We start from the raw sequence: 16,015 nt of genomic DNA, 5'->3' as shown, positions 1-16,015 counted from the left end.
CCAACGCCAACGCAGTCAAGAACACCGCAGCCCCGCCCCGCTGCCTGACCCTGGTCCCGCCCACGCCGTCTCCTCAGGTCGATTGCCTCCCAAGTTAGCGGCTGACACCAGGCCGTACGGCGGGAACGACCCGACCTGCAATCAATTCGAGAGACCGCATCGCGGCCTGGTGGGACAGCGTCGGCAGTCTCAGCCAGTGCGCGAAGTGGACGAACCGCGTCGCCTCGTGCATAGCGATCAACCGTTCGGCGATGTCGTCCGGCGTACCCACCAGGTAGTCGTCACGCCGCAACGCCGGCGGTTCGGTCCCGCCGTACGACGCGATTTCCCCCTCGAGGTAAGCGATCCCCGGCGCGGCATCGGCCCAGGCCCGGTCCGCGTCATCGTCCACGTGCATGATCCCGGTGCAGATCAACGGCGGCGGGTTGTCGACGACCTCGTCGAGCAGCTGTCGCCGCTCGATCAGATCGGCCGGGGTCGCACAGTAGATGATCACCCCGTCGCCCACCCGAGCGGCCCGGCGCAGCCCCGCCGCAGTCACTCCGGCGGCATAGATCGGGATCTCACCCCGCGGCCGCGGCGTGACTCCCAGCTGACCCGCCCAAGCCTGCCTGACCAGCCGCACACCCTCCTCTAGCAGCGCGCCACGCCGCCGTCGGTCCGCTCCGAGGGCAGCGAACTCCCGCTCGGCATACCCCTGCCCGACCCCGAGCACGAACCGCCCACCCGACACCAGATCGAGTACGGCGGCATCCTCGGCCACCCGCAGCGGGTGATGCAACGGCAACACGAGCACGTTGGTTCCGATCCGGATCCGCTCCGTCCGCCCGGCCAGCACTCCCGCCATCACCAACGGCGAAGGCAACGCCCCATCCGCCGCCAAGTGGTGCTCCGACAGCCAGGCGCCGTCGAACCCGAGCCGATCGGCAACCACGACCTCCTCGACCCGTTCCCCCGAGTAGCCCGCCCCTGCCGCCCGAACATCCACCAACACCCCGAACTCGACATCCACGCACCCACCGTCTCCCGGCGCGGGGGAGACGGTCCAATGCCGACTCCGCCTTGACTCCATGCATGACGGGCATGGAGTCAAGACGAGGGTTCAGCTGAGCCAGGTGGGGCGGAGGGGGAAGTGGGCGTTGGCGTCGTCGTCGAGTTTCACGGCTAGGATCTGGTGGAGTTGGGTGTTGTTGCGTTCGAAGCCGACGCGGCAGGCGGCCAGGTAGAGGCCCCAGATCTTGGCGGTGGGGTGGCCGACCTCGGCGACGGCCTCGTCCCAGTGGGCGACCAGGTTGTCGGACCAGGCCGCCAGGGTGAGGGCGTAGTGCTCGCGCAGGTTCTCCTCGTGGCGGACCTCGAAGCCGGCGTCCTGGGCCTCGGCGATGATCCGGCCGGAGCCGATCAGCTCGCCGTCGGGGAAGATGTAGCGGTCGATGAACGCGCCCGTGGAGCGGAAGCGGTTGTCCGGGCGGGTGATGCTGTGGTTCAGCAGTCGGCCGCCGGGCTTCAGCCGGTCGAGCAGGAACCCGAAGTACGACGGGTAGTTGCGCACGCCGATGTGTTCGGTCAGGCCGATCGAGCTGATCGCGTCGAAGTCGCGCTCGGCGACGTCCCGGTAGTCCAGGAAGCGGACCTCGGCCAGGTGCTCGAGTCCTTCCCGCTTGATCGTTTCGTTGGCCCACTCGGCCTGGGCGGACGACAACGTGACGCCCAGCGCACGAACGCCGTACTCGCGGGCCGCGTGCCGGACCATGCCGCCCCAGCCGCACCCGACGTCGAGGAGTCGTTGCCCGGCCTGAAGGCCGAGCTTCCGCGCGACCAGGTCGTACTTCTCGTACTGCGCCTCCTCCAGCGAAGCCTCCGCGGTCGGATAGACGGCACATGTGTAGGTCATCGACGGGCCGAGGATCCACTCGTAGAACGTGTTCGACACGTCGTAGTGGTGGTGGATCGCGGCCTTGTCCCGGGCCTTCGAGTGCCGCAGTCCCTCGAAGGTGCGACGCCACTTCGGCAGGTGCTCCTGCGGCGGGGGCGGCGGCGGCTTCAGGTGACTCCAGCCGAGCCCGCGGACGATCCGCAGCGCCTCCGCCGTCGTCGGACGCTCGAAGTGCACCTGGTTGAGCATCATCCGCATCAGGTCGTACGGATTGCCCTCGTGGATGCCGGTGATCTCCAGATCGCCCATCACGTACGCGCGGACCAGGCCGAGGTCCCCGGGTGCCGTGAGTACGTAGGACAGGCCGCGCTCGGAGGCCAGATGCATGTGGATCGGCGAGTCCTCCGGGCCGGTCGCGCTCCCGTCGTACGCCGTGAACCGGAACGGCAGGCCGGCCGGAGTCACCGTGGTCAGTGCGTCAGCGATCGAAACCTGGGTCGCGAGCGTCGTCATCGGCGCGTCACCGCCTTCTCGTAGAGCCCGGTGAGCCGGGCGTTCGGGTCGTAGCGTTGCTTCACCTCGGTCAAGGCCGGAACGTTGTAGAGCCGGTCGAAGGTGTCTCGGTCGTAGTACGCGTCGGAGTACAGCGATTTGTGCCCGCCGAACTCGGCCACCGCGGCCTCGATCCGCCGGTTCACGTCACCGTCGGAGGCGCCGGGGGCGATCGCCACGGTGCCCCAGAAGCCGACGTTCACGTAGGTCTCGCCGGGCTTGAGCGGATACAGCGGCCAGTCCGCCGACCCGCGCAGCCGGAGCGGGCACAGCCAGACCGGCCGCATCCCGACCTCGGCGTCGAACCAGCGCAGGAAGCCGGCCAGCCGGTCGACCGGGATCTCCACATCCTGGACGACCCGTTCGCGATCCGGCCGCCCGCGCCGGCGGTCGAGACGTGCGGCGACATGATGCCGGTTCTCGAAGCCGACGATCTTGTGGAACACATCGCTCCGCCGCCAGCGTCGCGGCCACAGGCGCCGTACCACCGGATGCTGTGCGCCGAACGCGGCCGAGCACCAGAACCAGTCGGTGTCCCAGCGCCACAGGTAGTCGTGCGCGGTGAGGAAGTCCGTCGGCCGCTGCTGGATCGAGCGGTAGTAGATCTGCTGGCCGGTGTAGTCGCTGGTCCGCACAGCGGCGTCGCTGTTCCGCCCGAGGGTCAGATACGCCTCCGACGGGCTGAACGCGACCCCGTCGACGAACTGCACCGGCTCCCCGTCGTACGTGCTTGAGGCAACGATCTCGTCGATCGCCGGGGCCAGCTCGTCGAGGCCGAGGCGGACGTGCCGGAGGGCGATGTACGGCGAGATCCGGTCGAGCTCGATCGTCAGCCGGGTGGCGTAGCCGAGGGTGCCGTAGGAGTTCGGGAACATCCGGAACAGGTCCGCGTGCTCACCCTCCGGGCGTGCGGTGACCAGGTCGCCGGCGCCGGTGAGGATGTCGAGTTCCAGCACGGACTCGTGCGGCAGTCCGGCCCGGAACGACGACGACTCGATGCCGAGCCCGGTCACCGCGCCGCCGAGCGTGATCGTCTTCAGTTGCGGCACGACCATCGGGGTCAGCCCGTGCGGGAGCGTGGCCGCGACCAGGTCCTCGTACGTGCACATGCCCTGGACGTCCGCGGTCCGCGCGGCCGGGTCGACGCTGATCACGCCGGTCAGCTTCGACACGTCCAGGCCGGGGCGCTCGACGTCCGTCCGTGGGCGGAACAGGTTCGAACTGCGCTTCGCCAGCCGGACGGGGTCGCCCGGAGGGATCCGCTGATACGACTCCCGCAATCGCCCTACGGCCTGATCATGCTCGAGCGTCGCCGCCAGATCCGATGTCGAAGGCACCGATCCAGAGTACGACGACGTCCGGTGTCTGGCACGGGTGTTCAAAAGTGTCCTGGCACCCGAGTAGGTTCTTGGGCATGGCTGATGTGGTGAAGGCATGGCTGCCGTGGGAGGACCCGGACACCTTCCTCGGCGGGCTGCCCGCGGGATTCGACGTCGACTTCTACGACGGCGGGGAGCGGCCGGAGTCGCTCGCCGAGGTCGAGGTCTACGTGCCGGGATACATGGGTGGCTCCCGGGTGATCGACATCGTCAGCGAGATGCCGAGCCTGAAGGTCGTGCAGCTGCAGACCGCCGGCTTCGAGCATGTGCTGCCGCATCTGGCCGAGGGCGTGACCTTGTGCAACGCGCGCGGCGTCCACGACGCGTCCACCGCGGAGCTCGCGGTCGCCCTGATCCTGGCGTCGTACCGGCGCCTGCCGCGGGCCGTCCGCGACCAGGAGCAGCAGCTCTGGCCCCACTCGTACGACGAGGTCGACGACTCACTCGCGGATCGCACGGTGCTGATCCTGGGCTACGGGTCGATCGGGGAGGCGCTGGAGCGGCGGCTGAGCGGGTTCGAGTGTGAGGTGATCCGGGTCGCGCGGCGGGCCCGGGACGGCGTACATCCGATCACCGAGCTGCCGGAGTTGCTGCCGCGGGCGGATGCCGTCGTCCTGCTGACCCCGGCGACCGCGGAGACGCGCGGGATGGTCGACGCGAAGTTCCTGGCGAGCTTGAAGGACGGCGCGCTGTTGGTGAACGTTGCTCGCGGTGTCGTCGTCGACACCGACGCGTTGCTGGCCGAGCTCGGCACGCGGCGGATCAGCGCCGCTCTGGACGTGACCGACCCCGAGCCACTGCCCGCCGGTCATCCGCTCTGGTCGGCTCCGAACGTGCTGATCAATCCGCACCGCGGCGGTGCCTCGACGGCGTTCGCGCCGCGGGTGGCGCGCCTGGTGCGCGCACAGCTGGAGCGCTACGTCTCCGGCGAACCGCTGATCAATGTGGTGGCAGGTCCACCGCGCTGAAACGAGGAGGACAAGGATGTCCGAGGCCGTACTGCTGATCGGGACCAAGAAGGGGCTCTGGATCGGCCGGAGCGATGCCGCCCGCAAGAACTGGACCCTCGACGGGCCGCACTTCGAGATGCAGGGCGTGTACGCCGTGGGCATCGACACCCGGGGTGAGCGGCCGCGGATGTTCGCCGGCGGGACCAGCGAGCATTGGGGACCGGCCGTCTTCCACTCCGACGACCTCGGCGCGACCTGGGACGAGCCGCCGGAGGGATCGATCGGATTCCCGGCCGACGCCGACGCCGCACTCGAGCGGGTCTGGCAGATCCAGCCTGGACCGGCCGGTCAGCCGGGTGTCGTGTACGCCGGGACGCAGCCGTCGGCGCTGTGGAAGTCGACCGACGGGGGAGTGACGTTCGAGCTGGTCCGCGGGCTGTGGGACCATCCGCACCGCAAGGAGTGGGGCGCCGGCTTCGGTGGTCAGGCGGTGCACACCGTGCTGCCGCATCCCACCGATCCCGAGCAGGTCAGCGTCGCGATGTCGACCGGCGGGGTCTATCGGACCGCCGACGGCGGCGCGTCGTGGGAGCCGGCGAACCACGGGATCCAGGCGAAGTTCTTCCCCGACCCCTACCCGGAGTTCGGTCAGTGTGTGCACAAGCTGGCCGCGCATCCCGCCGTACCGGAGCGGATGTTCGCGCAGAACCATCACGGCGTCTACCGGTCCGACGACGGTGGGGCGATCTGGAAGTCGATCGCGGACGGGCTGCCGTCGGACTTCGGATTCCCGATCGCGGTGCATCCGCACGAGCCGGCGACGGTGTACGTCTTCCCGCTGATCGCGGACGCCAACCGGATCCCGACCGAGGCCAAGTGCCGCGTCTACCGCTCCCGCGACGCCGGAGCGACCTGGGAGCCGCTGACGACGGGCCTTCCCGACGTGTCGTATGTCCCGGTCCTGCGTGACGCGCTCACCACCGACACCGCCGACCCGGCCGGTGTGTACGTCGGCACCCGCGACGGCTGCGTCTACGCCAGCGCCGACGCCGGTGACACCTGGGTCGAGGTGGCACGTCACCTGCCGGATGTGCTCACCGTGCGCGCCGCGGTGATCTGATGATCTCCGTCCGCCTGCCGACCGTCCTCCGGCCGTTCGCGGGCGGAGCCGAGTGTGTCGAGGTCGACGGCTCCACCGTCGCCGAGGCCTTCGCCGCCCTCGACCCAGTGCTGCGACGGAGGTTGACCGACGAGCAGGGCGCCGTCCGCCGGCACGTCAACGTCTACCTCCACAACGACAACATCCGCGACCTGGACGGCCCGGGGACGAAGTTGAGCGACGGAGATGAGTTGCTGATCCTGCCTAGCGTCGCGGGCGGTTGACACCGCGCCAAAGGAAGACTGCAGTCCGGGTGACGGGCAGCGAGCGGTTGGTGGCGTAGGGGTGTGCCCGGGGGGCGAGGGGTTGTGACGGGCGTCGGGCCCGGCTTACTGTCGGCGGAGGGGTCGACGGCGGGGCCGTCGCCTGGGGGGCGCCTGGGGGAGGGGGCCCTGTGCACGCGTTTCTGGATCGTCTCGGCCGGGGGGCCGCGCGGTTCCACTGGTTCGTGATCGCAGGCTGGCTGGTGCTGGTCGTCGGATTGTTCGTACTACGTTCCGCGTTCGGCGGCACGTACGTGAACAACTACACGGTCCCGGGCAGTGAGTCGTCGGCCGGACTGAACATCCTGAACAAGGACTTCGCCACCGCCGGCGGCTACTCCGGTTCGATCGTCTTCCACGCGAAGACCGGCACGGTCTCCGAGCAGGCCGACGCGGTGAAGACGTCGATGGCTGCCGTCGCCAAGCTGCCCGACGTGGTCTCGGCCGTCGACCCGCTGGCGACGTCACAGACGGCGTACATCTCCAAGGACGGCAGCATCGTCAACGCTCCGGTCTCGTTCTCGGTCGTGCCGGCGTCGCTCGACAGCAGCTATCTCGACAAACTGGATGCCGCCGTCCAGCCGGCCAGGGCCGCCGGGCTGCAGGTCGAGTACGGCGGAGGCGCCGGCCAGATCGGGAAACAGGCGGACGACACCCTGTCCGAGACCATCGGCCTCGCGCTGGCGCTGTTGTTGCTGTTCCTGATGTTCCGGTCGATCGTCGCGGCCGGACTGCCGCTGATCGCCGCGATCTTCAGCGTCGGCGGCGGGCTGGCCATCCTCGGTCTGCTCGCAGCGGTGAAGGACTTCCCGGTCTCGGCGCCGACGGTCGCCACCCTGCTCGGGCTCGGCGTCGCGATCGACTACGGGCTCTTCATGGTGTCGCGCCATCGCGAGCAGCTCGAGGACGGGATAGGAGTCGAGGAATCGGCCGGTCGCACGGAGTCGACGTCCGGTGCGGCCATCCTGGTCGCCGGCGGGACGGTCGTCATCGCGATTCTCGGCCTCTACGTCTCCGGCGTACCGTTCGTCGGCGCGCTCGGTCTGTCCTCGGCCATCGTCGTCGCGGTCACCGTGCTGGCGGCGCTGACCCTCATCCCCGCGATGCTCGGCCTGGCGAAGTTCCTCGTCCTCAACCGCAAGGACCGGCACCATCTGGTGGAGGAGCGGGAGCTCGAGGCCGGGCTCCCGGACGAGCAGGCCGTGGCGAAGCACCGGGCGGAGGAGCGCGAGCAACGCGACCTCAAGCACGAGCAGAGCCCGTTCGCCCGCTGGGGACGCAAGGTGAGCGACCGGCCGTGGCCGTACGGCATCGCCGCCACCCTCGTGCTGCTCGTCCTGGCCATACCACTGTTGTCGATGAACCTTGGCCAGCTCGACGCCGGCACCGATCCGGCGGCGGACTCGAGCCGGAAGGCGTACGACCTGATCGCCCAAGGGTTCGGCCCGGGTGCCAACGGTCCGCTGACGGTCGTCGTACAGCTCCCGTCCGAGAGCTCGACCGACAAGCAGACCTTGCTGACCGGCCTCACGTCCACGCTGCAGAAAACCGCCGGAGTGGCCGCCGTCCAACCGGCGACCATGAACAGCGCCGGTACGACGGCGATCATCACCGTCATCCCGACCACGTCACCGTCGTCGGCGGAGACCGAGGATCTGGTCAACCGGATCCGCGACGACGTACTCGCAGGGCAGCAGGAGCCGACCTTCGTGGTCGGCACGACCGCCGGGTATGTCGACTTCACCGAGAAGGTGGCCGGTCGGATGCTGTGGCTGATCGGCGCGGTGGTGCTGCTCGCGTTCCTGCTGCTCACCGTGGCGTTCCGCTCGCTTCTGATCGGAGTCAAGGCCGCGATCCTCAACCTGTTGTCGGTCGGCGCCGCGTACGGCGTCATCGTCGCGGTCTTCCAGTGGGGCTGGGGATCCTCCCTGGTCGGGATCGACGAGAAGGTGCCGATCCCGTCGTTCGTGCCGATGCTGATGTTCGCGATCGTGTTCGGGCTGTCGATGGACTACGAGGTGTTCCTGCTGTCCCGCGTGCACGAGGCCTGGATCGCGACGAACGACAGCCATCGCGCCGTGGCGATCGGGATCGGCGCGACCGCTCGGGTGATCACGACCGCGGCGGCGATCATGATCGTGGTCTTCCTGAGCTTCGTCCTCGACGACGACCCGACGGTGAAGATGCTGGCGGTCGGCATGGCCGTCGCCGTCCTGATCGACGCCAGCATCGTCCGGATGGTCCTGGTCCCGTCCGTCATGACGCTGCTCGGCGACCGGGCCTGGTGGCTGCCGGGCTGGCTCGACCGCATCATTCCCGACATCCAGCTGGAAGGCGGTCCGCAGCCGGCCCCGGCCGAGCGCGAGCCACCCAAGGTCGACGTCGCCTGATCAGTGCCGGAACAGCCGGACGCCGGTCGGCGACCAGCTGATGCCGCGCACGGCGCACGCCTGTGCGACCTCGTCCGACCGGATGGACCCGCCCGGCTCGGCGATATGCGCGACGCCGTACCGGTGCGCTTCCTCGACGTTGTCGACGAAGGGGAGCGCACCGTCTGACACCATCGCCACATCCGCGAGCGCTTCAGTCGAGCGGCGGCCCCACCACGCGGCAGCCTTCTCGCCGGCGAGCCGGGTGCAGTCCACCCGCGACTGCTGCCCGGCGCCGACGCCGATCGTCATGCTGTCCTTGACCATCGCGACCGTGTTCGACTGCGTGTAGCGGACCACGATCAGCCCGAGCAGGAGATCCCGGGCCGCCGCGTCGGGCACCCTGGGATCCAGCAGCTCACGAGTCAGCGGTACGTCGTCCCGCCGCTGAGTCAACCGCAGTCCGTAGAGCTCGCGAACCTCCTCCGCCGGTGGTTCGAACGCCGGATCCGCCTCCAACACCAGAAAGCTCCCACGCTTCTTCGCCGCCAACGTCCCGACCACGCCCTCGTCGTACCCGGGCGCGATGATCCCGTCCGACACGACACGCTTGAGCACCCCGGCGAGCTCCGCGTCGACGGGATGCGAGACGGCAACGAAGTCGCCGTACGACGACTTGGGATCGGCATCGCGAGCACGCAGGTAGGCGCCGGCCACGCTGTCCCCCAGCGCCGCCCCGGCGGGAGACACATGCTTGTAGGACGCCGCCGCCGGAACGCCGAAGGCACCGGACGCCTCGCGGACGAGCTGCCAACCGGTCAGCGCATCCAGGACGTTGATGTACGACGGAACGCCCGAGACGACTGTGAACGGGGAGCCGCCGAGAGCCGTCATCGTGGCGTGCTGGTGGGGATTCATGCCGTAGCGCATCAGGAGCCTCCGAAACCGAGAGCCGGAGGCGCCCAGGCGGACGACGCCTTGTCCACAACCCGCTCCCCGGTGGTACTCCACCCTCGCCAGTCGCGGTGTACCGACACCTTAGCCCGGATCCGTGGACCGTTCCGGCGCTCGTCACTTGATCTCGCTCCGCCGCAGCCCACCGCGCAACTTCGGGGGATATCCCGTCCTGTTGTGGGTTCTCCCTCGGTGCACGCGGGGAGAACCCACAACGGCAGGGGATAACCGGCTCTTCTGACGTATCCGTGGGTGGCTCGTTCGCGTCCTTCGCGTCCCCGGCGGTCGGCCTTGTTCTGTCGGTTGCCGCCGCGGGTGGGGAGGATCTCGTCCCGGATCGGGTGGGGGATCCTCCCCAGCCTGCCCCGGCCGCCCGCGGGTCTTGGCCTGGGCGGACGTGGGGCACTCACTAACCCGGTCCGTCAGCCGCCGACTGCTCGCGGCCGAGCGGGGCCCGTCTGGCATCGCGCTGCTTGGTGAGTGCTGCAGGTCCGGTCAGCGGCGCGGCATCGCCCAACCCGCCACCACCGCCGGGCGGGTGCGGGTGGACTTCCAGGCCATCACAATCACCGAGACGATGCGATCGTCCGTGGGAGGTCTTCGTCCTCGCCTCGTTGTGATGGCCTGGCGATCCGGTCGACGGCACGGGCAACACCCACCGAACCAACCGAAGCGCCGGATCTCCCATCCCGTTGTGGGTTCTCCCTTGGTGCACGAGGGGAGAACCCACAACAGCAGCGGACAACCCATGAAATGGACGCCATCGCGGCGGATCGGACCGGTCAGCATCCACGGATCCAAACTCAGTCGCGCCAGACTCCGGTCCAGTCGTAGAGCGCAGCGGTGGTCGCGTACTCGCGGAGGTACGCAATGCGGCCCTGGTCGAGTCGTGCGATCGTGGCGCCGTCGAAGGCGCCGGGTTCGCCCTTCCACGTGCACTCGAAGCGCCACTCGACGATCAGCGTGTCGCCGGCCGCCGCCGATGACGTGATCTCCCAGGCGTCGACGGTGCCGCCGGCGCCGAACCAGGCGTTCATCCACTGCTCGACCCGCGCCTTGCCCCGATAGACCGGCCCATACGACTCGATCACCACGCAGTCGTCGGTCAACGTGTCCAGAACCGCCGCGATGTCGTGCCGCCGCCACCCGTCGACGTACGCCTCGAGTCGGGTGCGACCGCTGTCGGTCGGCGGGTGACTGATTCCGGTCATGTCGGCCTCCTGTCACGGCAGTCTCGTGACCGCGCCGGGTGGGATCGGATACCAAAGGTCACGACGCACCTGATCGGTGCCTATGGCAAGACGTCCGCACCTGATCGGTGCCTACAGCAAGGATGGTGTACCCGGTGGGGTTTCCACGATCTTTACCGATACCGGCGCTGCTGGCCAGCGGCGCCCTGGCGCTGTCCGGGCTGACTGCTCCAGTCACCGCTACCGCGGCACCGACAGCTGGCGCGCCGGTCGTCCAGCCGGCCCCCGTACTCAGGAGCCCCGCCACAGTCACGTTGCTGACCGGCGAACACGTCACGCTGCGGCCCGGCCCGGACGGGAAGCCGCAGGTCGACGTCCGGTCCCGCGACGGTGGGTCCGCGGTCGGGTACGCCGTACGTAACGACCACGGCCGGATCAGCGTGATCCCGCACGACGTCGCGAGCCTGGTTCCCGGCGTACTCGACCCTGCGCTGTTCGACGTGACCGGCCTCGTCGAGATGGGGTACGACGACGCGCACCGCGCGGACCTGCCCGTGATCGTGCGGGAGAGTTCCGGCGCGCGGACGATGGCAAACGCCGGATTCACCCCGAGCCGCACGCTGGCCAGCATCGGTGCGACTGCGGGCCGGATCGAGAAGTCCCGGGCGACTGCGTTCGGTTCGGCCCTGACGGCCGCCCGGTCCGCCCTGCCGGCCAAGATCTGGCTGGACACACCCCTGCATGGTGATCGTGTGCCTGAGTCGGCGCCCGGGACCGGCAGATCGACGAGCAAGACGCCGCCGAGTAGCGGTTCCAAGGCCGCAGCGGCACCGCTGGACCCATACCTGGAGCAGGTGCAGGCGCCGACCGCGTGGCGCCGCGGCCTCGACGGTCACGGCGTGAAGGTCGCGATCCTCGACTCCGGCATCGACACCGGCCACCCGGCACTCGAGGGCAAGGTGACGGCCACCGAGGACTTCACCGGCGAGGGCCCGCAGGACGACTTCGGTCGCGGCACCCAGATCGCGTCGCTGGTGGCCGGCAACGGTGCCGGGTCCGACGGCGCCCGGAAGGGCATCGCACCCGGAGCCGAACTGATCTCCGGCAAGATCCTCAACGCGGCCGGCGAGGGCACCGTGTCCGAGCTGATCGCGGCGATGGAGTGGGCCGTCGGGCAGCACGCCAACCTGGTCAACGTCAGCCTCGGCGCCCGCGCCCCGATGCAGGGTGACGACCTGCTGGCCGATGCGGTCGACCGGCTGACGGCGCAAAGCGGTGCGCTGTTCGTGGTCGCGGCCGGCGACGACGGGGACTTCTACGCCACACCGTTCTCGGTCGAGACGCCGGGTACGGCTGACTCCGCGTTGACAGTGGGTGCGCTCGATCCGGCCGGCAACCGGGCCCGGTTCACCAGCATGGGCCCGACGTACTCCTGGCGGCAGAAGCCGGAGATCGCCGCGCCCGGCACCGGCATCATGGGCGCCCGGGCTGGTGCGCGCGACGGCGACCTGTACGCCATGGGCTTGGGTACGTCCCGGTCCACGCCGCTGGTGACCGGCTCGGCCGCGCTGCTGCTCCAGCAGCACCCGGAGCTGACCTGGCAGCAGCTGAAGGCGCGGTTGAGCAGCAGTGCTGTCGACAGCACCGGCGTCTTCACGGGGTGGTTCGGCAGCGGCAGGGTGAACCTGGACGTCGCGACGTCCCCGACCGGCCTGGTGCCGAACGTCGGCGTGATCGACTACGCGGCGATCCGCCACCCTGACGACTCGCCGCAGAAGCGCACTCTGACGCTGACGAATCCCAGTGCCGAGCCGGTCACGCTCACATTCGCCGATCAGGAGGTGACCATCTGGAACAAGCAGGCCCCGGGGTCTGCGGTGACCGTGTCACCGGCCACCCTGACCGTGCCCGCCGGTGGGACCGCCGACGCCACGGTGACCTTCGACCCGACCGGCCTGAGCGACGTCGTCGGGCAGTGGAACTCGATTGTCGACAACATCTGGGAGGGTGCGCTCGACGTCATCGACAGCGCCGGGAAACGGCGCCTCCGGCTGGCCCTGAACGCCTACGACGAGCCGCCGATGTACGACGCCTCGGTCCTGGTGCTCGACCGCAACGGCAAGCCGGTCTCCGGTGGCTACGTCAACGTCTTCAACAGCACCGACGGTCACTACAACCAGATCCTCCTGGACGACCAAGGTCGCGGAACCGCCCGAATTACGCCTGGGGTGCACATGGCGTACGGCTTCGTACCGACAGGCGACACGATGACGTTTGCCGTCGAGTCGAACGTCACCGTGACCCGGAACACGTCGTTCACACTGGACGCCCGTCAGGCGGTCCAGGTGAAGGGTCTTGTCGTAGAGGGCCAACCGACCGGGGTCGTCGAGGGCACGATCGGCTTCACGCGAGGCAAGGACGCGCAGAACTGGCAGGCCGACGAGCTGCCGGTGACAGCGGCCGATCTTGCTGCCGGCCGGTTGTACGTGACGCCCACGGCCGCTCCCCAGGGCGGCTTCGCCGAAGCTGTCACCCGGTGGCAGCTGAGGTCGACCGAGAAGACCGACCACGACACCCCGGACCTGTACCAGGTTTACCAGAGCGCGAACCGTTTCAGCGCGCCGCTGGTCAAGCCGGTCGACCGCAAGGCCGTGCGCGACATGGCCTCGGTCGAGACCAGTTTCGGCACCGCGTGGGGTGGTGGCGAACGTCGCGTCGTCCGTGGCGTGCAGAGCAGGTACAGCGGGATGTCCTGGACGAGCGAACGAACCGTGGAGGCTCCCTCGCGCGAGGTCGAGTTGTTGTCCGCCGGTCCGGACGTCGCGTGGTGGCAGTGCGAGAAGGCGCCCGCAAGCGGCGATGCCGGACTGTGTGACGACCCGGTCCGGACGTACCAGCGCGGTGAGAAGGTCCGCTCAGCTCTCGGTACCGCGGTGCATCCACAGATCCGCAGCCACAGCATGTGGAACAGCACGTTCGCCCTGCAGGTCGGGATGGGGGACGCCAACCACGTCGGCATTGTGGACGGCTCCATCGTCGGTGGGCAGCGGCTGGCGCTGTACCGCAACGGCGAGTTGATCGGTGATGCTCCGGATGTGGGCTACGTCTTCGACGTGCCCGCAGGGCCGGCCCGCTGGCGGGTGGAGCACAGCTGGCGGACCAAGGCGGTCCCGACGTCCGGGGAGGCGGAGACCGCCTGGGAATTCACCGCCACCGCACCTGCCGGGAGGGATGAGAATCCGGTGGAGCCGCCGATGATCCGTCCGGCCTACGACCCCTACGTAGCTCTCGACGGCAGCACACCGGCCGGGCGGCCGATGCAGTTCGATCTGGACCTCAGCTACCCGGACGGCGCCGGCGTACCGGTGAAGTCCGCGAAGCTGTGGGTGTCCTCCGACCGCGGCAAGCACTGGACCCAGGCGCCGCTGGCGCGGACCGGGGACGGTTACAAGACCGTCGTCGCGCCGTGGATGCTCCAGCCGGGCAAGTCGCTGTCGGTCCGGACCGCGGTGACGGACCGGTCCGGCAACTCCGTGGACCAGACTGTGCTGGACCTGGTGCCCGTGCGCTGAGCCCATAGAGTGAGCTGCATGGTCGATCTGAAACCACGCAGCCGCACAGTGACCGACGGCCTGGAAGCAACCGCCTCCCGCGGGATGCTCCGGGCCGTCGGCATGGGTGACGACGACTGGGCCAAGCCCCAGGTCGGCGTCGCGTCGAGCTGGAACGAGATCACCCCCTGCAATCTGTCCCTGGACCGGCTCGCGAAGGCGGTCAAGGAAGGGGTCCATGCGGCAGGTGGGTACCCGCTCGAGTTCGGCACGATCAGCGTGTCCGACGGCATCTCGATGGGCCACGTCGGCATGCACTACTCACTCGTCAGCCGCGAGATCATCGCCGACTCGGTCGAGACCGTGATGGAGGCCGAGCGGCTGGACGGCTCGGTCCTGCTGGCCGGCTGCGACAAATCGCTGCCCGGCATGCTGATGGCCGCGGCCCGGCTCGACCTGGCCGCGGTCTTCCTGTACGCGGGTTCGATCATGCCGGGCAGGCTCGGCGACAAGGACGTCACGATCATCGACGCGTTCGAGGCGGTCGGCGCGTGCCTGCGCGGCCTGATCACCCAGGACGAGGTCGACGCGGTCGAGCGGGCGATCTGCCCCGGTGAAGGCGCCTGCGGCGGCATGTACACCGCCAACACGATGGCCGCGTCCGCCGAGGCCCTCGGTATGTCGCTGCCCGGTTCGGCCGCGCCGCCGGCCGTCGATCGCCGCCGCGACGGCTACGCCCGCAAGTCCGGCGAGGCGGTGGTAGGCCTGCTGCGGAAGGGGATCACGGCACGGCAGATCCTGACCAGGGAAGCGTTCGAGAACGCGATCGCGGTAGTGATGGCACTGGGCGGGTCGACGAACGCAGTCCTGCATCTGCTGGCGATCGCGCGTGAGGCAGAGGTGGATCTGACGCTGGAGGACTTCGCCAGAGTCGGTAGCCGAGTTCCACATCTGGGAGACCTGAAGCCGTTCGGTCGCTACGTGATGACCGACGTCGATCGCGTCGGCGGCATCCCGGTGGTGATGCGCGCGCTGCTCGACGCCGGCCTCCTGCACGGCGACTGCCTCACGGTCACCGGTAAGACCATGGCCGAGAACCTCGCCGACATCGCGCCGCCCGACGTCGACGGCACGATCATCCGCGCGCTCGACAAGCCGATCCACCGCACCGGCGGCATCACGATCCTGCACGGCTCGCTCGCCCCGGAGGGCGCGGTGGTGAAGAGCGCCGGCTTCGACTCCGACGTCTTCGAAGGGACGGCGCGAGTCTTCGACGGTGAACGGGCTGCCATGGATGCAGTCGCCGAACTGAACCCCGGCGACGTCGTCGTGATCCGGTACGAGGGCCCGAAGGGCGGCCCCGGTATGCGCGAGATGCTCGCGGTCACCGGCGCGATCAAGGGCGCCGGCCTCGGCAAGGACGTCCTGCTCCTCACCGACGGCCGCTTCTCCGGCGGTACGACGGGACTCTGCGTCGGGCACGTGGCCCCGGAAGCGGCCGACGGTGGCCCGATCGCGTTCGTCCAGGACGGCGACCGGATCACCCTCGACGTGAAGAACCGCACCCTCGACCTCCACGTCACCCCCGAGAACATCGAACTCCGCCGGCAGGGCTGGACCCCGAAGACCCCGGCCATCACCAAGGGCGTGCTCGGCAAGTACACCCGCCTGGTCGGCTCGGCCTCCCAAGGAGCCGTCTGTATCTAAGACGGTCATCTCAGTAAATGAGACACATGAGCGCCGAACTTGACCCGATCGCGGTGTGTCGGCGA

11 protein-coding genes and 1 riboswitch are annotated in these 16,015 nt (G+C 69.3%); of the genes, 6 read left to right on the top strand and 5 right to left on the bottom strand.

Annotated features, from left to right (window positions below; translation table 11 throughout):
- Positions 1 to 94: 94 nt before the first annotated feature.
- The 3 genes from OG555_RS42470 to OG555_RS42460 all read right to left on the bottom strand — a co-directional run bounded on the left by OG555_RS42470 (position 95) and on the right by OG555_RS42460 (position 3,765).
- The gene (locus OG555_RS42470) at positions 95 to 1,012 is read right to left on the bottom strand and encodes an LLM class flavin-dependent oxidoreductase (RefSeq protein WP_329479814.1); all 918 of its coding nucleotides are present in this window, start codon (positions 1,010 to 1,012) and stop codon (positions 95 to 97) included.
- Between the two features lie 90 nt (positions 1,013 to 1,102).
- A complete protein-coding gene (locus OG555_RS42465) occupies positions 1,103 to 2,389 on the bottom strand; it encodes a cyclopropane-fatty-acyl-phospholipid synthase family protein (protein ID WP_329479812.1) in 1,287 nt (428 codons plus the stop codon).
- Positions 2,386 to 3,765 (bottom strand): FAD-binding oxidoreductase, encoded by a 1,380-nt coding sequence (locus tag OG555_RS42460; protein WP_329479810.1) that lies wholly within the window; start codon positions 3,763 to 3,765, stop codon positions 2,386 to 2,388. The genes OG555_RS42465 and OG555_RS42460 overlap by 4 nt, the downstream gene beginning before the upstream one ends.
- 77 nt (positions 3,766 to 3,842) lie before the next feature.
- Here OG555_RS42460 and OG555_RS42455 point away from each other — a divergent pair, with 77 nt between their 5' ends.
- From OG555_RS42455 to OG555_RS42440, 4 genes are all read left to right on the top strand, one after another.
- Positions 3,843 to 4,775 carry a 2-hydroxyacid dehydrogenase gene (locus tag OG555_RS42455; protein ID WP_329479808.1) on the top strand — a complete coding sequence of 311 codons (933 nt, stop codon included), beginning with the start codon at positions 3,843 to 3,845 and terminating at the stop codon, positions 4,773 to 4,775.
- Positions 4,776 to 4,791: 16 nt separating this feature from the next.
- Positions 4,792 to 5,877 carry a WD40/YVTN/BNR-like repeat-containing protein gene (locus OG555_RS42450; RefSeq protein ID WP_329479806.1) on the top strand — a complete coding sequence of 362 codons (1,086 nt, stop codon included), beginning with the start codon at positions 4,792 to 4,794 and terminating at the stop codon, positions 5,875 to 5,877.
- On the top strand, positions 5,877 to 6,140 hold the full coding sequence (locus OG555_RS42445) for a MoaD/ThiS family protein (RefSeq protein WP_329479804.1): 264 nt from the start codon (positions 5,877 to 5,879) through the stop codon (positions 6,138 to 6,140). The genes OG555_RS42450 and OG555_RS42445 overlap by 1 nt, the downstream gene beginning before the upstream one ends.
- 170 nt (positions 6,141 to 6,310) lie before the next feature.
- The gene (locus OG555_RS42440) at positions 6,311 to 8,569 is read left to right on the top strand and encodes an MMPL family transporter (protein ID WP_329479802.1); all 2,259 of its coding nucleotides are present in this window, start codon (positions 6,311 to 6,313) and stop codon (positions 8,567 to 8,569) included.
- Here the strand turns inward: OG555_RS42440 and OG555_RS42435 are convergent, their stop codons facing one another.
- Positions 8,570 to 9,478 (bottom strand): 5-aminoimidazole-4-carboxamide ribonucleotide transformylase, encoded by a 909-nt coding sequence (locus OG555_RS42435; RefSeq protein ID WP_329479800.1) that lies wholly within the window; start codon positions 9,476 to 9,478, stop codon positions 8,570 to 8,572.
- 23 nt (positions 9,479 to 9,501) lie between these two features.
- A riboswitch (ZMP/ZTP riboswitch) is annotated at positions 9,502 to 9,582 on the bottom strand.
- A 723-nt stretch (positions 9,583 to 10,305) separates the two neighbouring features.
- Complete coding sequence (locus OG555_RS42430; RefSeq protein ID WP_329479798.1) at positions 10,306 to 10,713, bottom strand: nuclear transport factor 2 family protein; 408 nt, start codon at positions 10,711 to 10,713, stop codon at positions 10,306 to 10,308.
- Between the two features lie 134 nt (positions 10,714 to 10,847).
- Between OG555_RS42430 and OG555_RS42425 the strand changes: the two genes are divergently transcribed.
- On the top strand, positions 10,848 to 14,264 hold the full coding sequence (locus OG555_RS42425; RefSeq protein WP_329479796.1) for a S8 family peptidase: 3,417 nt from the start codon (positions 10,848 to 10,850) through the stop codon (positions 14,262 to 14,264).
- 18 nt (positions 14,265 to 14,282) lie between these two features.
- Entirely contained in the window at positions 14,283 to 15,950 is a 1,668-nt protein-coding gene (gene ilvD / locus OG555_RS42420) for a dihydroxy-acid dehydratase (RefSeq protein WP_329479794.1), read from the top strand.
- Positions 15,951 to 16,015: the final 65 nt, after the last annotated feature.

It is taken from the genome of Kribbella sp. NBC_01484 (genome assembly GCF_036227145.1).
Lineage (GTDB): Bacteria > Actinomycetota > Actinomycetes > Propionibacteriales > Kribbellaceae > Kribbella.
The sequence above is the reverse complement of the archived record's forward strand: the minus strand, read 5'-3'. Positions and strand labels throughout refer to the sequence as shown.

Excerpts from the sequence above, each read along its gene's own strand:
- ilvD (WP_329479794.1), top strand. The coding sequence starts at position 14,283 with ATGGTCGATCTGAAACCACGCAGCCGCACAGTGACCGACGGCCTGGAA.
- OG555_RS42450 (WP_329479806.1), top strand. The coding sequence starts at position 4,792 with ATGTCCGAGGCCGTACTGCTGATCGGGACCAAGAAGGGGCTCTGGATC.
- OG555_RS42445 (WP_329479804.1), top strand. The coding sequence starts at position 5,877 with ATGATCTCCGTCCGCCTGCCGACCGTCCTCCGGCCGTTCGCGGGCGGA.
- OG555_RS42430 (WP_329479798.1), bottom strand. The coding sequence starts at position 10,713 with ATGACCGGAATCAGTCACCCGCCGACCGACAGCGGTCGCACCCGACTC.
- OG555_RS42465 (WP_329479812.1), bottom strand. The coding sequence starts at position 2,389 with ATGACGACGCTCGCGACCCAGGTTTCGATCGCTGACGCACTGACCACG.
- OG555_RS42435 (WP_329479800.1), bottom strand. The coding sequence starts at position 9,478 with ATGCGCTACGGCATGAATCCCCACCAGCACGCCACGATGACGGCTCTC.
- OG555_RS42455 (WP_329479808.1), top strand. The coding sequence starts at position 3,843 with ATGGCTGATGTGGTGAAGGCATGGCTGCCGTGGGAGGACCCGGACACC.